Source organism: Psychrobacillus sp. BM2, from assembly GCF_048572895.1.
Classification (GTDB): Bacteria; Bacillota; Bacilli; order Bacillales_A; family Planococcaceae; genus Psychrobacillus.
Genome location: NZ_CP183878.1, coordinates 3,862,274 through 3,885,535, shown reverse-complemented (window position 1 = coordinate 3,885,535; position 23,262 = coordinate 3,862,274). Strand labels below are relative to the sequence as shown.

Below are 23,262 nucleotides of genomic sequence, written 5' to 3'. Positions count from 1 at the left end.
TTCAAGGAACTTTAAAGATAAAGAATGAATAATCCGTGATTTCATTTACAGGTGGATGCTTTCCGTGGGGTCTCGGCTTTCTTGCTGTCCCCGCTGGAGCCGCCACCTTTCCCTACAATCAATATAATGGGTAGTACCCACTATAAGATTTGGCATGGCTTATTGCTAAGATGATAAGATTTGTCCAATTTTAAAGAGTGGTCAAATTATTTGTGATCGCTTTTGAGTTAGAAGTGCTAATATCCAATGATTGATGAAGAAAGTTGACTTCTTTTTTGTTAGTGGAAATACTGAGAAATAGTAAGTGTTCACAAAATAAAGAAGCGAAATAGCGAACGAAATTGCATCTTCGAGAGCTTCTTCTATAAATAGGAAAGCAGTTTTTCTCTAGTTATCCAAAAACGCACTAACCTGTTTCTAAGAGTTGTAAGAGGGCGACGGACAGGCGAACGCCATAAGATTACCGAAAAAGTGCTATTGGTTGTGACGGATGTCACAACCAATAGCACTAAAAAAGTAACTCGGTAATAATATAGCAAACGTCTGTCCAAAGCTCTTCGAAAGCGATAGAAACAGGTTTTAATCTTAGAGGACTAGGCCTTTTTTTGCCAGGTTTTTCTTACTACATAGGAGGTATTATGGCTAAAAAGAAAACGAAATTTATGTGTAACTCATGTGGTTATGAATCCGCAAAATGGATGGGAAGATGTCCCGGGTGCGGAGAATGGAACACTTTGGTAGAGGAAACTGAAGTAGTTTCCAAAGGCCCGAAACGCTCTTTCCAGCATTCAGATGGCATAGCGCAGAAGGCTATCCCAATTATTTCGGTGGTAACAGCTGAAGAACCACGGGTGACAACAGACTTTGCTGAATTGAATCGTGTTCTTGGTGGGGGGATTGTACCAGGATCGTTAGTATTAATAGGTGGAGATCCAGGAATAGGAAAGTCTACTCTTCTTTTACAGGTTTCAGCATTACTTGCCAATAAGGGCGAGCGAGTGCTATATATTTCGGGTGAGGAATCCATCCGTCAGACAAAGCTTCGTGCGGAACGTCTAGGGGTTACATCAGCAGAGCTTTATATCTACTCTGAAACCAATTTAGAACTAATTAATGACACTATTGAGAGTGTGGAGCCTAAATTTGTCATTGTGGATTCTATTCAAACTGTTCATCACCCAGAAGTAACTAGTGCCCCTGGGAGTGTATCGCAAGTTCGAGAATGTACAGCTGAGCTTATGCGAATAGCCAAAACGAAAAATGTAGCGATCTTTTTAGTGGGCCATGTAACAAAAGAAGGTCAAATTGCGGGTCCGCGTATATTGGAACATATGGTGGACACTGTGTTGTATTTTGAAGGAGAACGTCACCATACGTATCGTATTTTAAGATCTCAGAAAAATCGTTTTGGCTCAACAAATGAAATCGCCATTTTTGAAATGATTCAATCGGGATTAAAAGAAGTACTTAATCCTTCTGAATTATTTTTGCAGGAGCGATCTCATGGGGCTGCAGGTTCTGCAATTGTTGCCTCTATGGAAGGTACCAGACCTATTTTAGTAGAAATTCAAGCACTAGTGACTCAATCTAGCTTTAATTATCCAAAACGAATGGCTACTGGAATTGATCAAAACCGTGTTTCATTACTAATGGCAGTACTGGAAAAGAGAATGGGATTACTGCTTCAAACGCAAGATGCTTATATTAAAGTGGCTGGAGGAGTAAAATTAGATGAACCTGCAATCGATTTAGCCGTCCTAGTAAGTATCGTCTCTAGTTTCCGGGATACAGGGGTTACACCGACAGACTGTTTTATCGGGGAAATTGGTTTAACTGGGGAAGTGAGAAGGGTATCTAGGATTGAACAGCGCGTCCAAGAGGCTGCCAAGCTTGGCTTTAAAAGAGCAATTGTTCCAGCATCTAATTTAGGTGGTTGGGATTATCCAACGGGCATCCAGATTATAGGAATTGAAACGGTTAATGAAGCGATGAAAGAGGCATTTTCGTAATATATAGGAGTTTCTAATTGTCTAGCTCCAGCGCCGCCCCTCGAGTCGCTTCAGAATGCCGGAGGGCCACAGGATGTGAGTCAGTCAGTCGTTGCGACACGATGTCGCGAATTTAGACTGACTTCCCCTTTGCAAAGTACGCCTTTATCGTCATTCTTCCAACGCTGGTCGGGGCTTGAGTGGGCGCCTGCGCTTTTCTGATTGTCTAGCTCCAGACGCCAACAGCTCGATCGCTTCAGACTTGTAGAAAAGGCAAAGGGCGCCTTTTACTTCAATTCCTCCAGCGCTTTTCGCTGCAGGGCGACGTCTGCCGCTTTTCTGATTGTCTAGCTCCGACGCCCAGCCCCTCGAGTCGTTTCAGAATGCCGGATAAAGGCAAAGTACGCCTTTATCGTCATTCTTCCAACGCTGGTCGGGGCTTGAGTGGGCACCTGCGCTTTTCTGATTAGACTTATTGTGAAAGATGGAAGTATAATGAAATAAATGGAGGTGGCTTATTTGTTGAAATGGATTATTCAAATTGCTTTTGTTTTAATTGGTGGAACATTGGGTTTACTATTCTTACCGCACTTATACGAGCTTTTTAATTTATCTAACAACCCTTGGATTCACAATCCTTATGTATCTGTTTTAGTTGGAGCAGTTTTGTTATACGTAGCAGCATTATTTATGACGGACTACTTGGTTAACTTCATAAGCTGGATGGAAGAGCGATTATTAAAAGCGCCAATTGGAGATTTACTATTTGGAACGCTAGGTCTGGTTATTGGTTTAATCGTTGCCTTTTTCCTTGGTTCAGCGCTTAATAATTTCGTAATACCGGGTATTGGATCGGTTGTGCAGGTACTATTGTCGATTGTTTTGGGATATTTAGGTTTCCAAGTCGGTTTTAAAAAGCGTGATGAACTTCTTCAAGTTTTTACTCCTTCTAAACAGAGTAGTAGCAAAAAGAAAACAGAGGACGAGGATAACCAAGAATTGAGTCTAGGAACTTATAAATTGTTAGATACGAGTGTTATTATCGATGGTCGTATCGCTGATATTTCGGTAACTGGATTTATCGAGGGGGTCTTTGTTGTTCCTCAGTTTGTTTTGACGGAGTTACAGCATATTGCGGATTCCTCTGATACGCTTAAACGAACAAGAGGACGACGAGGATTAGATGTTTTGAAAAAACTACAAACGGAACGAGCTTCTGCCGTGTTAATCGTGGAAGAAGACTTTGAGGATATCCAAGAGGTAGATTTGAAATTAGTTCGTCTAGCTAAAAAGATGAATGGAGTAGTTGTTACGAATGACTTCAATCTAAACAAAGTATGTGACCTACATCAAGTGCGTGTTTTGAATATTAATGACTTGGCAAATGCGGTAAAACCGGTTGTTATTCCCGGGGAAATAATGCATGTTGTCGTTATTAAAGATGGCAAAGAACACAATCAGGGTGTCGCATATCTTGATGATGGAACGATGATTGTTGTGGAAGGTGGTAAGGCATATATTGGACAGGCGATAAATGTAGAAGTGACAAGTGTACTTCAAACGTCGGCTGGTCGAATGATATTTGCAAAACCACAAGACTCGAAATAACGAAGAAGGGTTGATTCCTTTGTAAAAGGAATACACCCTTTTTCTATGTGATGGAGGTTCAATAGCATGATATATACCGTGATATTGCCAGCTGCAGGAAGTGGAAAACGAATGGGTGCCGGTAAAAATAAGTTATTTTTAGAACTACATAATATTCCTATTTTGATACATACTTTACGAGTATTTGACAGAGATCCTAATTGTGAACAAATAGTATTGGCTGTAAAAAAAGAAGAACAGATGTTCATTGAACAGCTACTGAATGAATATAGCATAACGAAGGTCGTGGCAATTGCAGAAGGCGGAAATGAGCGCCAGCATAGTGTATATGCGGCTTTAAAAGAAGTTACGTCGAAAGGAATTATACTCGTTCATGATGCAGCGAGGCCATTTATTCATCAGGAAATAATACAACAATTAGTGGGAGCTGCAATTGCTACTGGAGCAGCGGTTGCGGCAGTTCGGGCAAAAGATACGATGAAAAAAGTAGAAAATGGTATAATCCAAGAAACGGTTGATAGAGAAAGCTTGTGGATTATTCAAACGCCCCAGGCATTTCAGTATACATTATTAGAAAAAGCAGAAAGATTAGCGGAAGTGGAAAACTTTCTTGGGACAGATGAAGCGATGCTCGTAGAAAGATTAGGAGAGCGTGTTCATATTGTTGAAAGTACCTATGATAATGTGAAAATGACAACGGGTGAAGATCTTCTATACGGAGAAGCTATATTAAATAAGCGTGAGCAGGAGGAACAATAATATGATGCGAATTGGACAAGGATTCGATGTACATGAATTTGCGGAAAATCGTCCGTTAATAATAGGGGGAATTGAGATTCCTTACGAACGTGGGCTAATTGGTCACTCAGATGCAGATGTACTGCTACATACAATTACAGATGCCGCTTTAGGGGCGATTGGAGAAGGGGATATCGGGAGACATTTCCCAGATACAGACCCAGATTTTAAAGATGCAGATTCAGCAAAGCTACTAGAGTATATTTGGAAGCTAGTAGATGCCCGCGGATATAAGCTAGGAAATATCGATTGTACAATTATTGCACAAAAGCCAAAAATGGCACCATATATCGAAACAATTCGTACGCGTGTAGCGGAGTTACTTCAGGCGGATGTATCGCAGGTTAATGTGAAAGCTACAACGACAGAAAAACTTGGGTTTACAGGTCGCGAAGAAGGAATAGCGTCGATGGCAACAATATTGCTACTTAAGAAGGACTAACTTTAATAAACATTTAAGCAATGGTAGAATGAATTAAGTTAAAGCCTCCGGTAAGTTGTCTCAGATTTTATCAAGAGTTAACCTGAGCAAGCTAAGCTCAAAATCTGGAAGCATATACGCCAAGGCGGATTTGAATTGAACGAAAACTAGGAGGATATACTTATGACACAAGAAGTTCGCGTACGCTACGCACCAAGTCCAACAGGATTTTTGCATATCGGGGGAGCCCGTACAGCATTATTTAACTACTTATATGCACGTCACCATAATGGTAAATTTATCGTTCGTATTGAAGATACGGATATTGAGCGCAATGTTGAAGGTGGCGAGTTATCACAGCTTGAAAACTTAAAGTGGTTAGGAATTGACTATGATGAATCTGTAGATATTGGTGGACCTTATGCACCGTATCGTCAAATGGAGCGTCTAGATATATATACAAAGCACGCAGAAGAAATGTTAGTTAAAGGACATGCTTATAAATGTTTCTGTTCTTCAGAGGAATTAGAAGCAGAACGTGAAATACAAAAAGAAAAAGGTATTGCAGCTCCTATGTACAATGGTAAATGTCGTCATTTATCAAAAGAAGAAGTACAAGCAAAAGAAGACGCAGGTCAAGCCTACACAATTCGTATGCGTGTACCAGAAAATGTTACTTATACGTTTGAAGATTTAGTTCGCGGATCGGTTACTTTTGAATCTAAAGACGTTGGTGACTGGGTGTTAGTAAAAGCTAATGGCATTCCAACATATAACTATGCGGTAGTTTTAGATGATCACTTTATGGAAATATCCCATGTTTTCCGTGGGGAAGAACATTTATCAAACACACCAAAACAATTGATGGTCTTTGATGCATTCGGATGGGCATATCCAAAGTACGGTCACATGACATTAATCATCAATGAAAATCGTAAAAAGCTTTCAAAACGTGATGAGTCGATTATTCAATTTGTTACACAGTACAAAGATCTTGGATATTTACCGGAAGCAATGTTTAACTTCTTTGCATTATTAGGTTGGTCTCCTGAAGGAGAAGAAGAAATCTTCACTAAAGAGGAATTTATTAAAAACTTCGATGTGTCGCGTCTTTCTAAATCACCTTCGATGTTCGATAAACAAAAACTTACATGGATGAACAACCAATACATTAAACAGCTACCACTTGAAAAAGTAGTAGAGCTTGCACTGCCACATTTACAAAATGCAAATCTACTTCCAACTGAATTATCAGAAGACGAACTTACGTGGGCAACTAAGCTTATTGCTCTTTACCATGAACAAATGAGTTTTGGTGCTGAAATCGTTGAGTTATCTTCATTGTTCTTTGATCACGAAATTGCATATACTGAAGAAGCAACAGAAGTATTAGCTGGAGAGCAGGTTCCAGAAGTGATGGCTGCTTTCAAGACACAGTTAGAGGGCTTAGAAGCATTTGAAGCAGTGGAGATTAAAGCTGCTATTAAAGCAGTACAAAAAGAAACAGGACATAAAGGGAAAAACCTTTTCATGCCAATTCGTGTAGTAACAACGGGTCAAATGCACGGTCCAGAATTAGCTGATGCAATCAGTTTAATCGGGAAAGAAAAAGTAATTGCTCGCGTTGCCAAATTTGCAAAACAATAAGATTGACTTTCCCCTAACAAGGTGTGAAAATGGTGATACTAATTCGAAAATGAAATGAATAGCAAAGTGAAGACGAGGAGAAGTAAGTAACGCAAGTTCTTTAGAGAGGACCATCACCGGCTGAAAGTGGTCTGAGCCCATGAGTTACTGAAATGCACCTCCGAGCGTCATGCCGAACTTTTAAGTAGGCTGAACGTATCATCTGCGTTAAAGATGCTAAGTGGGAGAAGTATTCAATTTTTCCAATCAGAGTGGAACCGCGCTTACTTGCGTCTCTGTCTATATTTATAGACAGAGACTTTTTTTATGGAGAAAAATGAAAGGGGGAATTCTTATGTTCGAACGAATGAAAGAAGATATTGCAGTAGTATTTGAACAAGATCCAGCGGCAAATAGCAAACTAGAGGTAGTATTAACATATGCAGGCCTACATGCAATTTGGAGTCACCGCATTGCACATGCATTATTTAAAAAGCAGTTCTTTTTCTTAGCACGTGCAATTTCACAAGTTAGTAGATTTTTTACAGGTGTAGAAATTCACCCAGGGGCAACAATTGGGAGGCGCTTTTTTATCGACCATGGCTCGGGTGTAGTCATCGGAGAAACCTGTGAAATCGGAGATGATTGTACCATCTACCAAGGTGTCACATTAGGTGGTACCGGGAAAGAAAAAGGGAAAAGACATCCCACCCTGCGCAATAATGTGCTAATCGCTACAGGAGCAAAAGTATTAGGATCGATAATAATTGGTGAAAATAGTAAAGTCGGAGCAGGGTCCGTTGTATTAAAAGATGTACCCACTAATTCAACTGTTGTTGGTATTCCGGGTGTAGTCGTAATTCAAGATGGTGTAAAAGTGAAACGGAATCTCGATCATCAGGACCTGCCTGATCCGTTTACTGATAGATGTAAACAAATGGAAGCTAAAATAGAAGAGCTTCAAATAGAAATCGACCATCTAACGAAAGAAAAGGAGAGAAATTGGTCATGACAATCCAAATTTTTAATACATTAAAGCGTGAAAAAGAACCGTTTATCCCACTTGAAGAAGGCAAGGTTAAAATGTATGTATGTGGACCAACTGTTTACAATTATATTCACATAGGAAATGCTCGACCTGTAATTGTGTATGATACGGTAAGAAAGTATTTACAATATCGTGGGTATGACGTGACATACGTCTCTAACTTCACAGACGTGGATGACAAAATTATTAAAGCAGCCAATGAATTGGGAGAAGAGGTTTCAGAGCTTACGGAACGTTTTATCAACGCATATTATGCAGACGTGGAGGCACTTGGCTGCAATCGAGCAGACTCACATCCACGTGTAACGGATCACATGAACGAAATTATTGAATTTATAAAAGTATTAGAAGGAAAAGGGTATGCATACGAATCTCAAGGAGACGTCTATTACCGTACGAGAAAATTTGATGGATACGGTAAGCTTTCTCATCAGTCTGTAGACGATTTAAAAGTCGGTGCACGAATTGAAGCTGGCGTGAAAAAAGAGGATGCACTAGATTTCGCACTTTGGAAAGCCGCAAAACCAGGAGAAATATTCTGGGAAAGCCCTTGGGGACAAGGACGTCCAGGATGGCATATTGAGTGCTCTGTGATGGCGCGCGAAATACTAGGAGATACGATTGATATTCATGCAGGAGGACAGGATTTAACTTTCCCTCACCATGAAAATGAAATTGCCCAGTCAGAAGCAAGAACTGGTAAGACATTCGCAAGATATTGGATGCATAATGGGTATATAAATATAGACAATGAAAAAATGTCGAAATCACTCGGAAATTTTGTATTGGTGAATGATATTCGTCAGCAAATTGACCCGCAAATATTGCGTCTTTTCATGCTGAGTGTTCACTATCGAAACCCGATTAACTATTCAAAAGAATTGGTAGAGCAAGCGGAGGCAGGTTTGGAACGTATACGGACTGCTTATGATAACTTAGTTCATCGCTTAAGTACCACTGCAAATTTAGGGGATCATGACGATATATGGTTACAAAAAATTGCAGATGTAAAAGCACAATTTGAAACGGCGATGGATGATGACTTCAATACAGCAAATGGAATCGCAGCTATTTTTGAATTGTCGAAACTTGCGAATACGTATTTACAAGAAAAACAAACTGCAGAGGCTGTACTGAAACAATTTATATCAGTTATGGATGTGTTGACGGCTGTACTGGGACTAACGTTAGCCAAGGAAAAAGAAGTATTGGATGAAGAAATCGATGCATTGATCGAAGAACGCAATCAGGCTAGGAAGGATCGTAATTTTGCCCGTGCCGATGAAATTAGAGATCAATTAAAAGAGTTAAATATTATTTTGGAAGATACTGCACAGGGTATCCGATGGAAAAGAGGATAGACTTGTGGAAAAGTTGAAACTATCAGATGTCAAACAATTAAATTCTTTAGCGCTTGCCTATATGGGTGATGCTGTTTTCGAACAAGTCGTTCGGGAACACCTCATCCGCTCTGGGCGAGTTCGACCAAATATTTTACACAAAGAAGCTACTAACTATGTATCCGCAAAAGCACAAGCGACGATTGTAAAGGAAATGCTAGATAAAGAATTTTTATCAGAAGATGAACAAGCAGTCCTTCGAAGAGGTCGTAATGCAAAGTCAGGATCAGTTCCAAAAAATACAGACGTTATTACGTATCATCATAGTACAGCGTTTGAAGCAGTCGTTGGGAGTCTATACTTGAGTGGACAAACGGAGCGTTTGCAAGAAGTGTTACATTTCTCGATTAACTTTATTGATGAACAGAAAGAGGCGAAAAAATAAATGACGGAGAAAAACGATCAAACAGAACAAACTGGAGAACTGATCGCGGGGAAAAACCCTGTAGTTGAAGCTCTTCGTGCAGGGAGAGATATGAACAAGGTATGGCTTGCTGAAGGTATTCAAAAAAGTGGAGTAACTGAAATTATCCAACTTGCTAAAGATGCTGGAATAATTGTTCAGTTCGTACCTAAAAAGAAGCTAGATAATTTAACAGATGCAAATCATCAAGGGATAGTCGCATCAGTTGCTGCATATCGTTATGCGGAATTGGACGATTTATTTGAACTGGCAGCTAGCAAACAGGAGGACCCTCTTTTCATTATTTTAGATGAAATTGAAGATCCTCATAATCTTGGTTCTATTATGCGGACAGCAGATGCAATAGGAGCACATGGAATTATCATTCCGAAAAGAAGAGCGGTCGGACTTACAGCGGTAGTTGCAAAAGCATCTACGGGAGCTATCGAACATATCCCTGTTTACCGCGCGGGTAACTTGGCGCAAACGGTGGATGAGCTAAAAGAACGTGGTGTTTGGATTGCAGGAACGGATGCGGCGAAGTCTACTGATTATCGAAATATGGATGCGACACTTCCGCTAGCACTTATTATTGGTAGTGAAGGAAAAGGAATGAGTCGACTGTTAAAAGAAAAATGTGATTTTCTTTACTATTTGCCAATGGTTGGTCACGTAACGAGTCTAAATGCGTCGGTAGCAGCCTCCGTTTTGTTATATGAAATATGGCGCGTAAGAAATCCGCTAAAAGGATAAGAAGATGCAAATTCTACTTGTCGATGGGTATAATATCATCGGCGCATGGAGCGAGTTAAGGAAGTTAAAAGAGGTTAAATTACTAGACGCTAGAGACCGTTTGATCGAGCAGATGGCAGAATATAAAGCATATACAGGTGTTCGAGTGATTGTGGTCTTTGATGCGCACTTAGTACCTGGCATTGAAAATAAAAAGAAACAATACGATGTAGAAGTTATTTATACGAGAAAAAACGAAATTGCAGATGAACGGATTGAAAAGTTAACAAAAGAATTAAGTGGTAGAAGAGTTCAAATTTATGTAGCTACATCCGATCTGACCGAGCAACGAGTTATATTTGGCCAAGGGGCACTTCGAAAGTCAGCAAGAGAATTAGAAATTGAGATGTTATCGATTTCCTCCAAAATAACAAAGAAAGTAAAAAGTATTCAGGATGATAAACCCGCTTCTAATATTCCTTTAACAGCAGAAATTGCAGAAATTTTCGAAAAATGGCGAAGAGGAATGAAATGATTCATTGACGCTATAAATTTTCTTCCTGTATACTTGGAATAACTATTCTTGTTAGTTGAGGTGACTTCATTGGAAAAGACAGAACAGATTCTACAATTGGATAGTTTACTAGATGAAGAGCTTGTAGAGATGGTTCATCAAGGTAACACTGAAGCACTAGACTTTTTAATAACAAAATATCGTTCTTTCGTCCGTATGAAGGGAAGATCCTACTTTTTAATAGGGGCCGATAAAGAAGATATTCTACAAGAAGGTATGATTGGATTATACAAGGCAATTCGAGATTTTAAAGAAGAGAAACTTGCTTCTTTTCGAGCGTTTGCCGAATTATGTATCACTCGACAAATAATAACCGCTATTAAAACAGCCACTCGACAAAAACATATTCCGCTAAATTCCTATGTATCTTTGGACAAGCCTATTTACGATGAGGAATCTGATCGAACATTGATGGATATGATTGCTGGTTCAGTTGTAGATGATCCAGAGGAATTAATCATTAATCGAGAAGATTTTGATTATATGGAAGGTAAGATGGCCGAAATACTAAGTGAGCTGGAACAACAAGTACTTGCCTTATATTTAGATGGTCAATCTTATCAAGAAATTTCCGAAGAATTGAATCGTCATGTAAAATCGATCGACAATGCATTACAACGAGTGAAGCGTAAACTAGAACGCTATATGGAGATTGGTAGTAATTATGCATAACTGGGATTTTGTTGACATGGTATGTGTAAGGTGATAATCTTGAAAAAGACTTATATGCTTAAAAAGGTGATAATATGGTAAAGAAGACCGTCTTAAGTTGTGTCCAATGTGGTAATCGTAATTACACGGTTCCTGCATCTAAAGAAAATGTAACAATCCGAATTGAACGTAAAAAGTATTGTGCACATTGTAATGTGCATACACTTCATAAACAAACGCTATGAAAATAAGATAGATTTTTGTGTGGGGGTTTAGCTAAAATGGCTAATGTTGGTGGGTTTTTCAAAAACGTAATGACTGAAATGAGAAAAGTAAGTTGGCCTAGACGTAAAGAGCTTACTAAATACACTGTAATTGTACTTGCTACTGTTGTAGTAATGGCTGTATTTTTTGCTTTGGTTGATTTAGGTGTCTCTGAATTGTTCCGTTGGTATTTAGCATTATAATGAGTAGCATGTAAATATTTGAAAATAGCCCGTCTTATTAAACGAACGGGTTTTTTCATTTGTCTTGAGAAAAGGAGGGAACGGACGACTAGTCCTGAAACTATGGAAAAAAACTGGTATGTTGTTCATACGTACTCTGGGTATGAAAACAAAGTAAAAGCAAACTTAGAAAAACGAGTAGAAACAATGGGTATGTCGGATAAAATATTCCGTGTATACATCCCTGAACAAGAGGAAACGGATTTTAAAGACGGCAAAAAACGTGTCGTGGTTAGAAAAACTTTTCCTGGATATGTTTTTGTAGAACTTATTATGACAGATGATGCTTGGTATGTGGTTCGAAATACACCAGGTGTAACTGGATTCCTTGGTTCTTCAGGGGGCGGAACAAAACCGACACCTTTAGCTCCAGAAGAAGTTCAATCTATGCTGAAACAAATGGGTGACTCTGATCGTGTTGTAGAGGTAGACTTTACGGTTGGTGAGTTGGTCGAAGTATTAGAAGGACCGTTTGCACACTTCCAAGGAAAAGTAGAAGTGATTGACACAGACAAAGGTAAAGTAACCGTATCTGTAGATATGTTTGGTCGAGAAACTAATATGGAACTAGATTTCGAACAAGTTATTAAAATATAATTTATGTTTCCACTTGCTAAAGGTGGAGAATAGTGATATCATTTCAAAGGTCAGACTGAAAATAGGTCTGTATTAATTTTTCTAATGTTATCAGCGCAGAGCTGAGAGACAGATATTTGAGTGGGAGGGGCAACCCAATTACCACATCACGGACTTAAGGAGGTGTGTCTCGTGGCTAAAAAAGTGATTAAAGTTGTAAAATTACAAATTCCTGCTGGTAAAGCAAATCCAGCACCGCCGGTTGGTCCAGCATTGGGTCAAGCAGGTGTTAACATCATGGGATTCTGTAAGGAGTTCAACGCACGTACTGCTGATCAAGCAGGTCTAATCATTCCGGTTGAAATTTCTGTATTTGAAGATCGTTCATTTACTTTCATTACAAAAACTCCGCCGGCAGCAGTGTTACTTAAAGTAGCAGCAGGTATTCAATCTGGATCAGGTGAACCGAACCGCGTAAAAGTGGCGACAGTGAAACGTGAAAAAGTTCGCGAAATCGCAGAACAAAAAATGCCAGATTTAAACGCAGCATCTGTTGAAGCAGCTATGTTAATGGTTGAAGGTACTGCACGCAGCATGGGTATTACGATCGAAGACTAATACTTAATGTGCATTTTGATATGACGCATTGTTTTTTGGGAGGTTGTAGTTGTTCATATAGGATAACTGCAACCTTTACACGTGGGAGGTTTATTCCGCTAAAACCACTATCAAGGAGGACATTTATAATGGCTAACAAAGGTAAAAAATTACAAGAAGCAGCTAAATTAGTAGAAGCTTCAAAATTATACTCAGCTAAAGAAGCAATTGAGCTTGCGAAAAAAACAAGCACAGTTAACTTCGATGCAACTGTAGAAGTTGCTTTTCGTCTAGGAATCGATACTCGTAAAAATGACCAACAAATCCGTGGAGCAGTAGTTCTTCCAAACGGAACTGGTAAAACTCAACGCGTATTAGTATTCGCTAAAGGCGAAAAGTTAAAAGAAGCAGAAGCTGCTGGAGCAGATTTTGTGGGCGATACTGAATATATTAACAAAATCCAACAAGGATGGTTTGACTTCGATGTAATCGTTGCAACGCCTGACATGATGGGTGAAGTTGGTAAAATCGGTCGTGTACTTGGACCAAAAGGATTAATGCCGAACCCTAAAACTGGTACAGTTACATTTGATGTAACAAAAGCTATCGAAGAGATTAAAGCTGGTAAAGTTGAATACCGTGCTGAAAAATCAGGGATCATTCATGCTCCTATCGGTAAAGTATCTTTTGAAGACGACAAATTAGTAGAAAACTTCTTAGCTGTATTTGATGTAATTCAAAAAGCTAAGCCAGCAGCATCTAAAGGTGTTTATATGAAGTCTGTGAATATCACGACTACTATGGGACCAGCTGTAAAAGTTGACGCTCAATCAATTAAATAATAGTTGACAGTTAAAGGTCTATCTGTTAAGATGACTTTTGTTGTTAAATATACATTTGTACCGAAGACAGTAGGAGCAATAAACTGCTTAATTTCCTACCGAGGACAAGTAAATTCAGATTCTTTTAAGATGATGACTTTCTGCCTCTGTGTCTATTCGTAGAACAGAGGCTTTTCTTTTGTCGGTATAAATGGCCAATTCTTATAGGAGGTGCCAAGATGAACAAAGCAATCGAAACGAAAAAAGTGCAAGTTCTAGAAATTGCTGAAAAGTTTAAAGCTGCTGCTTCCGTAGTAGTTGTTGACTATCGTGGTTTGAACGTTGCGCAAGTAACAGAATTACGTAAACAGCTTCGTGAAGCCGGTGTGGAATTCAAAGTTTATAAAAACTCGCTTACACGCCGTGCAACTGAAATTGCTGGAGTTGAGGGGATTAATGAAAGCCTTATTGGTCCAAACGCAGTAGCATTTTCTAACGAAGACGTAATTGCTCCAGCTAAAATCATTAATGATTTTGCTAAAAAGAATGAACAACTTGAGATTAAAGTTGGAATCATCGAAGGAACTGTAGCATCTGCTGAAGATGTGAAAGCATTAGCTGAACTTCCATCACGCGAAGGACTACTTTCTATGCTTCTTTCAGTACTTCAAGCTCCAATGCGCAACTTTGCGCTTGCAACAAAAGCTGTTGCAGAACAAAAAGAAGAACAAGGCGCATAATTTATTACGCGGCTTAAACACTACAAAAAGGCTTGTAGCCTAAAATTACCCATAATAGGAGGAAAATAAAATGAATAACGAACAAATCTTAGAAGCTATCAAATCAATGACAGTTCTTGAATTAAACGACTTAGTAAAAGCAATTGAAGAAGAATTCGGTGTTACTGCTGCTGCTCCAATGGCAATGGCTGCTGGTGGCGGAGCTGTTGAAGAAGAAAAAACTGATTTTGACGTAATCCTTGCATCTGCTGGAGATCAAAAAATCAAAGTAATTAAAGTGGTTCGTGAAATCACTGGTCTTGGATTAAAAGAAGCTAAAGAATTAGTTGACAACGCTCCTAAAGCACTTAAAGAAGGCGTTTCTAAAGACGAAGCAGAAGCTTTCAAAGCACAACTTGAAGAAGTTGGCGCAGGCGTAGAAGTTAAGTAATTTTTGTACAATTCGAAGAAAAAAGCTCGTCTGTAAACGACGGGCTTTTCTTCGTATGTATTATGGAGGGTGATTTGGTGTCTGATCATTATTACTCTAGGAAACCTCAAACGGAAAGTAAACCACGCCATTGGAATTTTACATTGCTCGGGCATAATTTTCGGTTTGAAACAGATGCTGGTGTATTTAGTAAGAGCGAAGTAGATTTTGGCTCCCGTGTATTAATCGATGCTTTTGAAGCGCCAGATCTAGAAGGTCCAATTTTAGATATAGGCTGTGGATATGGGCCGATAGGTCTTTCTATTGCAAAAGCAAATGAGGGAAGAACAGTTCATTTGGTAGATGTTAACACACGTGCAATCCAACTTGCAGAAAAAAATGCTGCTGCTAACGGGATACAAAATGTACGAATCTATGAAAGTGATGGATTGTCAGCGGTTGACACTGCGAACTTTGCGGCTATTATAACTAATCCACCGATTCGCGCTGGGAAAGAAACTATTTTTCGTTTCTATTATGAATCCTATGAAAAGTTAGTTTCAAAGGGAGAATTGTGGGTTGTGATTCAAAAGAAACAAGGGGCACCATCAACTTTTAGTTATTTAGAAGAGATTTTTGGTCAAGTAGATGTTGTAGATAAAGCTAGAGGTTATTGGATTATCAAAGCTACAAAGATTGACTTGACAAAATCGCTATGATATTATAAGAAAATGCAAAAATATTATTTTGAGGACGTATGCCCTTTTGAATAAAAATAGTAGAAATGGGTATACTGGCCGAGAAAAAGTTTGGTTAATCGAAAATGAGCTCTTATTAAGAACTCGTTTTCTTTTTGTCTTTCGATATCATACACCAAAATGTTCATATCGAAAAGACCTAATATCGCTTTAATTGAGGGGTGAATGAGTTGACAGGTCAACTAGTTCAATACGGACAACACCGCCAGCGCAGAAGTTTTGCGCGTATTAGTGAGGTGCTGGAACTACCGAATCTAATCGAAATTCAGACGGCATCTTATGAATGGTTCCTTGAAGAAGGTTTACGTGAAATGTTCAAGGATATTTCACCTATCGAGGACTTTACAGGCAATCTATCACTTGAATTTGTCGACTATAGTTTAAATGAACCGAAATATTCGGTCGACGAATCGAAAGAACGTGACGCAACATACGCAGCACCACTACGCGTAAAAGTACGTCTCCACAACAAAGAAACGGACGAAGTGAAGGAACAAGATGTCTTTATGGGTGATTTCCCATTAATGACCGAAACTGGAACTTTCGTTATTAACGGAGCTGAGCGCGTAATCGTATCTCAGTTAGTCCGCTCACCAAGTGTTTACTTCCATGATAAAACAGACAAAAACGGTAAAAAAGGTTTTGGATCAACTGTTATTCCGAACCGTGGTGCTTGGTTAGAATATGAAATCGATGCAAAAGACGTGGTTTACGTTCGTATCGATCGTACACGTAAATTACCAGTTACTGTTTTACTTCGCGCATTAGGCTTTGGATCAGATCAAGAAATTATCGATTTAATCGGTGACAATGAATTTTTACGTAACACGCTAGAAAAAGATAATACAGAAACGTCTGAAAAGGCATTACTGGAAATCTATGAGCGACTACGTCCCGGTGAACCACCAACAGTGGAAAGTGCAAAGAGCCTGCTATACTCTCGCTTCTTTGACCCAAAACGCTATGATTTAGCGAATGTTGGTCGTTACAAAATGAACAAAAAATTGGATATTAAAAATCGCTTGTTTAACCAAACAATAGCTGAAACGCTAGTGGATCCGGAAACAGGAGAGATTTTAGTAGAAGCTGGTACGTTAATTGATCGTCGTGTACTAGATCGTCTAATTCCTCATCTTGAAAAAGGCATCGGCTTTAAAACTTTATCTCAAGTAGGTGGTGTTTTAGAGGACGATATTACAATCCAGTCGATTAAAATTTATGCTCCAAATGATGAAGAACAAAAAGAAGTTAATGTTATAAGTAACGCGTATGTGGAAACAGAAATAAAAAACATTACGCCAGCTGATATCGTTGCATCGATTGGTTACTTCTTTAACCTTTTGTTTAACGTTGGGAACACGGATGACATCGATCATCTAGGTAACCGTCGTTTACGTTCTGTAGGTGAGTTACTACAAAACCAGTTCCGTATCGGTCTTTCCCGTATGGAGCGTGTGGTACGTGAGCGTATGTCTATTAACGACACACAATCCATCGTTCCACAACAATTGATCAATATACGTCCAGTTATTGCATCTATCAAAGAATTCTTTGGTAGCTCGCAGTTATCTCAGTTCATGGATCAAACGAATCCACTTGCTGAATTGACACACAAACGCCGTCTATCGGCGCTTGGACCCGGTGGTTTAACACGTGAGCGTGCAGGATTCGAAGTACGTGACGTTCATTACTCTCACTATGGTCGTATGTGTCCGATTGAAACGCCTGAGGGACCAAACATTGGACTTATTAACTCACTTTCCAGCTTTGCTAAAGTGAATAAATTTGGATTTATTGAAACACCATATCGCCGTGTTGACCCGGAGACAGGGTTAGTTACATCGCGTATCGACTATTTAACTGCGGATGAAGAGGATAACTATGTGGTTGCACAAGCGAACTCTCCATTATCTGATGAAGGAGCATTCCTTAAAGAAGAAGTAGTAGGTCGTTTCCGTGGAGATAACACCGTGTTTAGAAAAGAACAAATTGACTACATGGACGTTTCGCCGAAACAAGTCGTTTCTGCCGCAACCGCATGTATTCCGTTCTTGGAAAACGATGACTCCAACCGTGCACTTATGGGTGCAAACATGCAACGTCAAGCTGTTCCATTATTAAACCCAGAAGCTCCATTCGTTGGAACTGGTATGGAACATGTGAACGCTCGTGACTCAGGTGCTGCAGTTATTGCAAAATACGACGGTATCGTTGAGCATGTTGAAGCAAAAGAAATTCGTGTTAGACGTATTGAAGAAGTGGATGGAAAAGAAGTTAAAGGTGATTTAACATCTTATAAAATTCATAAATTTGAGCGTTCAAACCACGGTACATCTATAAACCAAAGACCAATTGTAAAAATTGGCGATCGTGTTAAACCTCTGGATATTCTTGCAGATGGTCCTTCTATGGAACAAGGAGAGCTTGCTTTAGGGCGTAATGTACTAGTAGCCTTCATGACATGGGATGGATACAACTATGAAGATGCCGTTATTATGAGTGAACGTCTAGTGAAAGATGATGTATATACTTCCGTCCATATTGAAGAATATGAATCAGAATCACGTGATACAAAGCTTGGGCCAGAGGAAATTACGAGAGATATTCCAAATGTCGGAGAAGATGCATTGCGTAACTTGGACGACCGTGGAATTATCCGTATTGGTGCGGAAGTTCGTGATGGAGACATTCTTGTTGGGAAAGTAACGCCTAAAGGAGTTACAGAACTAACAGCTGAAGAACGTTTACTACACGCAATCTTCGGTGAAAAAGCTCGTGAAGTACGTGATACTTCTTTACGAGTACCTCATGGTGCAGGTGGGATTGTATTAGACGTAAAAGTATTTAATCGCGAAGATGGCGATGAGTTATCTCCAGGTGTCAACCAATTAGTTCGTGCTTATATCGTTCAAAAACGTAAAATCTCCGTTGGGGATAAAATGGCAGGACGACATGGTAACAAAGGGGTTATCTCGCGTATTCTTCCTGAAGAAGATATGCCATTCCTTCCAGACGGCACACCAGTAGATATCATGTTAAATCCACTTGGTGTACCTTCTCGTATGAACATCGGTCAAGTTTTAGAGCTTCACTTAGGTATGGCTTCTAAACTCCTTGGCGTTCATATGGCGTCACCAGTATTTGATGGTGCTAACGAAGAAGACGTTTGGAACACAATGGAAGAAGCAGGTCTTAATCGTGACGGTAAAACTACCCTTTATGATGGACGTTCAGGTGAACCATTTGATAACCGTGTATCTGTAGGGATTATGTATATGATCAAACTTGCCCACATGGTAGATGATAAGTTACATGCTCGCTCTACTGGACCTTATTCACTTGTTACGCAACAGCCTCTTGGGGGGAAAGCGCAATTTGGTGGACAGCGTTTCGGAGAGATGGAAGTATGGGCACTAGAAGCTTATGGTGCTGCTTATACGTTACAAGAGATCTTAACAGTAAAATCCGATGACGTTGTTGGACGTGTGAAAACATATGAAGCAATCGTTAAAGGGGAAAGTGTACCTGAACCAGGAGTTCCTGAATCATTCAAAGTATTGATAAAAGAACTACAAAGTCTAGGTATGGATGTTAAGATGCTTACAATCGATGAAGAAGAAATTGAGCTTCGTGATTTAGATGAAGATGATGATATTCCTGCAGCGGATGCGCTTGGTATTTTGCCAATAGCAACGGAGGAAGAACCAGTTAGTACAGTAGAATAAAAAAAGAAAAGCGTAATACGCTTAGATTACACAATAAGAATCGGACAGGTGATGCCTGTCCGTGTTTCCGTATAAAATTGCATAATGCAGAGCTACTTGGAAAAGTCTTTTTAAAAGACACAAGACTAAAGGGAGGTAGGCTCCTTGATAGACGTTAATAATTTTGAGTATATGAAAATTGGTTTAGCTTCACCTGATAAAATTCGTTCATGGTCTTATGGGGAAGTAAAAAAACCTGAAACAATTAACTATCGTACATTAAAACCTGAAAAAGATGGTTTATTCTGTGAACGTATTTTTGGTCCTACAAAAGACTGGGAATGTCATTGCGGAAAATATAAACGCGTTCGTTATAAAGGTGTTGTATGTGATCGTTGTGGAGTAGAAGTAACACGATCAAAAGTACGTCGTGAACGTATGGGCCACATCGAACTAGCTGCTCCTGTATCACATATTTGGTATTTCAAAGGTATTCCAAGTCGTATGGGTCTGATTTTGGATATGTCTCCAAGATCACTAGAAGAGGTAATTTACTTTGCTTCTTACGTAGTAATAGAGCCAGCAGACACGCCTCTTGAAAAGAAACAATTGCTTTCTGAAAAAGAATACCGTGCATATCGTGATAAGTTCGGAACTAAATTCCAGGCAGCGATGGGTGCAGAGGCTATTAAACGTCTACTTCAAGAAATTGATTTAGAAAGTGAAACAGAACATTTAAAAGAAGAGTTGAAAACAGCTCAAGGTCAACGTCGTACGCGTGCGATTAAACGTTTAGAAGTTGTAGAATCTTTCCGTAACTCAGGAAACAAACCTGACTGGATGATTTTAGACGTTCTACCAGTAATTCCTCCAGAATTACGTCCAATGGTTCAATTGGATGGCGGACGCTTTGCTACATCAGATTTAAATGATTTATATCGTCGCGTGATTAACCGTAATAACCGTTTAAAACGTTTATTGGATCTTGGTGCTCCTAGTATCATCGTTCAAAATGAAAAACGTATGTTACAAGAAGCTGTTGATGCATTGATAGATAACGGTCGTCGTGGCCGTCCGGTAACTGGACCAGGTAACCGTCCGTTGAAATCACTTTCACATATGTTAAAAGGGAAACAAGGTCGTTTCCGTCAAAATTTACTTGGTAAACGTGTTGACTACTCTGGTCGTTCAGTTATTGTAGTAGGACCAAACTTGAAAATGTATCAATGTGGACTTCCAAAAGAAATGGCAATTGAACTATTCAAACCATTTGTGATGAAAGAACTTGTTGAACGTGGTTTAGCCCACAACATTAAGAGTGCAAAACGTAAAATTGAACGTATGCATGCTGAAGTATGGGATGTATTAGAAGATGTAATTAGAGAGCATCCGGTTTTACTTAACCGTGCACCTACTCTTCACCGTCTTGGTATCCAAGCATTCGAACCAACATTAGTAGAAGGTCGCGCAATTCGCCTTCACCCTCTAGTATGTACAGCATATAATGCTGACTTTGATGGTGACCAAATGGCTGTTCACGTACCTTTATCAGCAGAAGCACAAGCGGAAGCTCGTTTACTAATGCTTGCAGCACAAAACATTTTGAACCCGAAAGATGGAAAACCAGTAGTTACACCATCTCAAGATATGGTTTTAGGAAACTATTACTTAACACTTGAGCGTAAAGGTGCAATGGGCGAAGGTTCAACATTCTATGGTCCACAAGAAGTGCTAATTGCTTATAATACTGGTCATGTACATTTGCATACACGTATCGCAATACCAGCAGCATCTGTAAACAATCAAACATTTACAGAAGAACAAAATAAGTTACTATTACTAACGACTGTAGGTAAAGTAATATTCAATGAAATACTTCCAGCATCGTTCCCTTACATTAATGAGCCGACAGATTTCAATTTACAAATTGAAACTCCGGAGAAATATTTCGTCCCAACGATTACAGACGTTAAAAAGCATATCGAGTCTATGGAGCTTGTACAGCCATTCAAGAAGAAAATTCTTGGAAATATCATCGCAGAAGTATTTAAACGTTTCCATATTACAGAAACGTCGAAAATGCTTGATCGCATGAAAGCACTAGGATTTAAATACTCTACTAAAGCTGGTATTACAATTGGTATTTCTGATATCGTAGTACTTCCAGACAAAGGTGAAATTCTTGAAGAAGCACAAAGTAAAGTAGATAAAGTTATTAAGCAATTCCGTCGTGGTCTAATCACGGAAGAAGAGCGTTATGCAAGTGTTATTGGACATTGGAGTAAAGCAAAAGAAGTTATTCAAGATAGACTGATGAAAACACTAGATCATATGAACCCAATCTACATGATGAGTGACTCAGGTGCCCGTGGTAATGCATCTAACTTTACTCAACTTGCAGGTATGCGTGGACTTATGGCCAATCCGGCCGGTCGTATTATTGAACTTCCGATCAAGTCATCATTCCGTGAAGGTTTAACAGTACTTGAATACTTCATCTCTACACATGGTGCTCGTAAAGGTCTTGCCGATACAGCTCTTAAAACTGCCGATTCAGGTTACTTAACTCGTCGTCTAGTAGACGTTGCACAAGATGTTATTGTACGTGAAGAAGATTGTGGAACGGACCGTGGATTATTAATTGGTTCACTTATGGAAGGTACGGAAGTTATTGAAGAGTTTGGCGAACGTATTGTCGGTCGTCATACGAAGAAAACAATTTTCCATCCAACTACAAATGAACTGATCCTAGAAAAAGACGGGTTAATTACACAAGACGTCGCTCGTGTTATTGAAGAAGCAGGTATTAGTGAATTAACAATTCGCTCTGCATTTACTTGTAATACAAAACATGGTGTTTGTAAAAAATGTTACGGCTTGAACTTAGCTACTGGAGACACAGTTGAAGTAGGAGAAGCAGTTGGTATTATTGCGGCTCAATCAATTGGTGAACCAGGTACTCAGTTAACGATGCGTACATTCCATACAGGCGGGGTTGCTGGAGACGATATTACACAAGGTCTTCCGCGTATCCAAGAGATTTTCGAAGCTCGTAATCCTAAAGGGCAAGCTGTTATTTCCGAAATTTCGGGGACTGTTACTGAAATTGATGAAATTAGAGAAGGTCAAAAAGAAATTACAATTCAAGGTAATGTGGAAACTCGTAAATATTTGGCACCGTACAATGCACGTTTAAAAGTACAACTAAACGATACAATGCAGCGTGGTCAAGTTTTAACGGAAGGTTCTGTGGATCCTAAGGAATTGTTGAGAGTTAAAGATGTTTCAACTGTTCAAGAATACTTATTAAAAGAAGTACAAAAAGTTTACCGTATGCAAGGGGTAGAAATCGGGGATAAACATATCGAAGTTATGGTACGCCAAATGCTTCGTAAAGTACGTGTGATTGAAGCAGGAGAAACAGACCTACTTCCAGGATCACTACTAGATATCCATCAATTTGCTGAAGCGAACAAGGAAGCAGTATTACAAGACAAAATTCCTGCAACTTGTCGTCCAGTTATCCTCGGTATTACAAAAGCTTCACTTGAAACAGAATCATTCTTGTCTGCTGCATCATTCCAAGAAACGACTCGTGTCTTAACAGACGCAGCGATTAAAGGAAAACGTGATGAATTATTAGGTCTAAAAGAAAACGTAATTATCGGTAAACTAGTTCCAGCTGGTACAGGTATGCAACGTTACCGCCAAATTAAAATCACAGATAATGAAGCTGATGCTGGAAAAGAATTAGTTAACGCAGAATAAAACAATTGAATATTAGGGAGGACTAAATATATTTCTCCCTAATATTTTCATGATTATTGTTGACACCTTTTTCAATGAATGATAATATATTTAAGGTTGATAGTTATTTGACTTGTACCTTTGGAGGATATGCA

21 protein-coding genes and 2 other annotated features are annotated in these 23,262 nt (G+C 39.2%); all 21 genes read left to right on the top strand.

The window, feature by feature from the left end:
• The first annotated feature begins 638 nt into the window (after positions 1-638).
• Positions 639-2,009, top strand: coding sequence for a DNA repair protein RadA (gene radA / locus ACN6MX_RS19160; RefSeq protein ID WP_419960361.1), 1,371 nt, complete (start codon positions 639-641; stop codon positions 2,007-2,009).
• A gap of 498 nt (positions 2,010-2,507) precedes the next feature.
• The gene (locus ACN6MX_RS19155; RefSeq protein ID WP_419960360.1) at positions 2,508-3,596 is read left to right on the top strand and encodes a PIN/TRAM domain-containing protein; all 1,089 of its coding nucleotides are present in this window, start codon (positions 2,508-2,510) and stop codon (positions 3,594-3,596) included.
• Between the two features lie 66 nt (positions 3,597-3,662).
• Positions 3,663-4,355, top strand: coding sequence for a 2-C-methyl-D-erythritol 4-phosphate cytidylyltransferase (ispD, locus tag ACN6MX_RS19150; RefSeq protein ID WP_419960359.1), 693 nt, complete (start codon positions 3,663-3,665; stop codon positions 4,353-4,355).
• 1 nt (position 4,356) lies between these two features.
• Positions 4,357-4,836, top strand: coding sequence for a 2-C-methyl-D-erythritol 2,4-cyclodiphosphate synthase (gene ispF, locus ACN6MX_RS19145; protein WP_419960358.1), 480 nt, complete (start codon positions 4,357-4,359; stop codon positions 4,834-4,836).
• Between the two features lie 162 nt (positions 4,837-4,998).
• The gene (gltX, locus tag ACN6MX_RS19140; RefSeq protein ID WP_419960357.1) at positions 4,999-6,462 is read left to right on the top strand and encodes a glutamate--tRNA ligase; all 1,464 of its coding nucleotides are present in this window, start codon (positions 4,999-5,001) and stop codon (positions 6,460-6,462) included.
• 60 nt (positions 6,463-6,522) lie between these two features.
• Positions 6,523-6,742: a binding site (T-box leader), on the top strand.
• Positions 6,743-6,796: 54 nt separating this feature from the next.
• The gene (gene cysE / locus ACN6MX_RS19135; protein ID WP_419960356.1) at positions 6,797-7,453 is read left to right on the top strand and encodes a serine O-acetyltransferase; all 657 of its coding nucleotides are present in this window, start codon (positions 6,797-6,799) and stop codon (positions 7,451-7,453) included.
• A complete protein-coding gene (gene cysS, locus ACN6MX_RS19130) occupies positions 7,450-8,850 on the top strand; it encodes a cysteine--tRNA ligase (protein ID WP_419960355.1) in 1,401 nt (466 codons plus the stop codon). Before cysE ends, cysS begins: the two co-directional genes overlap by 4 nt.
• Positions 8,851-8,854: 4 nt before the next feature.
• Positions 8,855-9,274, top strand: coding sequence for a Mini-ribonuclease 3 (locus ACN6MX_RS19125; RefSeq protein WP_419960354.1), 420 nt, complete (start codon positions 8,855-8,857; stop codon positions 9,272-9,274).
• Positions 9,275-10,045 carry a 23S rRNA (guanosine(2251)-2'-O)-methyltransferase RlmB gene (rlmB, locus tag ACN6MX_RS19120; protein ID WP_419960353.1) on the top strand — a complete coding sequence of 257 codons (771 nt, stop codon included), beginning with the start codon at positions 9,275-9,277 and terminating at the stop codon, positions 10,043-10,045. It begins immediately after the preceding gene.
• A 4-nt stretch (positions 10,046-10,049) separates the two neighbouring features.
• Positions 10,050-10,559 carry an NYN domain-containing protein gene (locus tag ACN6MX_RS19115; RefSeq protein WP_419960352.1) on the top strand — a complete coding sequence of 170 codons (510 nt, stop codon included), beginning with the start codon at positions 10,050-10,052 and terminating at the stop codon, positions 10,557-10,559.
• 69 nt (positions 10,560-10,628) lie between these two features.
• The gene (sigH, locus tag ACN6MX_RS19110) at positions 10,629-11,270 is read left to right on the top strand and encodes an RNA polymerase sporulation sigma factor SigH (protein ID WP_419960351.1); all 642 of its coding nucleotides are present in this window, start codon (positions 10,629-10,631) and stop codon (positions 11,268-11,270) included.
• Between the two features lie 74 nt (positions 11,271-11,344).
• Complete coding sequence (gene rpmG, locus ACN6MX_RS19105) at positions 11,345-11,494, top strand: 50S ribosomal protein L33 (protein ID WP_419960350.1); 150 nt, start codon at positions 11,345-11,347, stop codon at positions 11,492-11,494.
• A 36-nt stretch (positions 11,495-11,530) separates the two neighbouring features.
• Entirely contained in the window at positions 11,531-11,716 is a 186-nt protein-coding gene (gene secE, locus ACN6MX_RS19100; RefSeq protein ID WP_419960349.1) for a preprotein translocase subunit SecE, read from the top strand.
• 102 nt (positions 11,717-11,818) lie between these two features.
• Positions 11,819-12,352, top strand: coding sequence for a transcription termination/antitermination protein NusG (nusG, locus tag ACN6MX_RS19095; RefSeq protein ID WP_340777038.1), 534 nt, complete (start codon positions 11,819-11,821; stop codon positions 12,350-12,352).
• Positions 12,353-12,523: 171 nt separating this feature from the next.
• Positions 12,524-12,949, top strand: coding sequence for a 50S ribosomal protein L11 (gene rplK, locus ACN6MX_RS19090; protein WP_139176005.1), 426 nt, complete (start codon positions 12,524-12,526; stop codon positions 12,947-12,949).
• 128 nt (positions 12,950-13,077) lie between these two features.
• Complete coding sequence (gene rplA, locus ACN6MX_RS19085) at positions 13,078-13,770, top strand: 50S ribosomal protein L1 (RefSeq protein ID WP_419960348.1); 693 nt, start codon at positions 13,078-13,080, stop codon at positions 13,768-13,770.
• A 42-nt stretch (positions 13,771-13,812) separates the two neighbouring features.
• Positions 13,813-13,956, top strand: a sequence feature (ribosomal protein L10 leader region).
• Between the two features lie 32 nt (positions 13,957-13,988).
• Positions 13,989-14,489: a 50S ribosomal protein L10 gene (rplJ, locus tag ACN6MX_RS19080; RefSeq protein ID WP_419960347.1), complete on the top strand. Its 501-nt coding sequence runs from the start codon at positions 13,989-13,991 to the stop codon at positions 14,487-14,489.
• A gap of 70 nt (positions 14,490-14,559) precedes the next feature.
• Complete coding sequence (rplL, locus tag ACN6MX_RS19075) at positions 14,560-14,919, top strand: 50S ribosomal protein L7/L12 (RefSeq protein ID WP_419960346.1); 360 nt, start codon at positions 14,560-14,562, stop codon at positions 14,917-14,919.
• A gap of 77 nt (positions 14,920-14,996) precedes the next feature.
• Positions 14,997-15,617, top strand: coding sequence for a class I SAM-dependent methyltransferase (locus tag ACN6MX_RS19070; protein ID WP_419960345.1), 621 nt, complete (start codon positions 14,997-14,999; stop codon positions 15,615-15,617).
• A gap of 209 nt (positions 15,618-15,826) precedes the next feature.
• Positions 15,827-19,381, top strand: coding sequence for a DNA-directed RNA polymerase subunit beta (rpoB, locus tag ACN6MX_RS19065; protein WP_419960344.1), 3,555 nt, complete (start codon positions 15,827-15,829; stop codon positions 19,379-19,381).
• A gap of 144 nt (positions 19,382-19,525) precedes the next feature.
• On the top strand, positions 19,526-23,128 hold the full coding sequence (gene rpoC / locus ACN6MX_RS19060; RefSeq protein ID WP_419960343.1) for a DNA-directed RNA polymerase subunit beta': 3,603 nt from the start codon (positions 19,526-19,528) through the stop codon (positions 23,126-23,128).
• The last annotated feature ends 134 nt before the right edge of the window (positions 23,129-23,262 follow it).

Coding starts and splice junctions, on each gene's coding strand:
- radA (WP_419960361.1), top strand. CDS start 639: ATGGCTAAAAAGAAAACGAAATTTATGTGTAACTCATGTGGTTATGAA.
- ispD (WP_419960359.1), top strand. CDS start 3,663: ATGATATATACCGTGATATTGCCAGCTGCAGGAAGTGGAAAACGAATG.
- ispF (WP_419960358.1), top strand. CDS start 4,357: ATGATGCGAATTGGACAAGGATTCGATGTACATGAATTTGCGGAAAAT.
- gltX (WP_419960357.1), top strand. CDS start 4,999: ATGACACAAGAAGTTCGCGTACGCTACGCACCAAGTCCAACAGGATTT.
- cysE (WP_419960356.1), top strand. CDS start 6,797: ATGTTCGAACGAATGAAAGAAGATATTGCAGTAGTATTTGAACAAGAT.
- cysS (WP_419960355.1), top strand. CDS start 7,450: ATGACAATCCAAATTTTTAATACATTAAAGCGTGAAAAAGAACCGTTT.
- rlmB (WP_419960353.1), top strand. CDS start 9,275: ATGACGGAGAAAAACGATCAAACAGAACAAACTGGAGAACTGATCGCG.
- ACN6MX_RS19115 (WP_419960352.1), top strand. CDS start 10,050: ATGCAAATTCTACTTGTCGATGGGTATAATATCATCGGCGCATGGAGC.
- rpmG (WP_419960350.1), top strand. CDS start 11,345: ATGGTAAAGAAGACCGTCTTAAGTTGTGTCCAATGTGGTAATCGTAAT.
- secE (WP_419960349.1), top strand. CDS start 11,531: ATGGCTAATGTTGGTGGGTTTTTCAAAAACGTAATGACTGAAATGAGA.
- nusG (WP_340777038.1), top strand. CDS start 11,819: ATGGAAAAAAACTGGTATGTTGTTCATACGTACTCTGGGTATGAAAAC.
- rplA (WP_419960348.1), top strand. CDS start 13,078: ATGGCTAACAAAGGTAAAAAATTACAAGAAGCAGCTAAATTAGTAGAA.
- rplJ (WP_419960347.1), top strand. CDS start 13,989: ATGAACAAAGCAATCGAAACGAAAAAAGTGCAAGTTCTAGAAATTGCT.
- rplL (WP_419960346.1), top strand. CDS start 14,560: ATGAATAACGAACAAATCTTAGAAGCTATCAAATCAATGACAGTTCTT.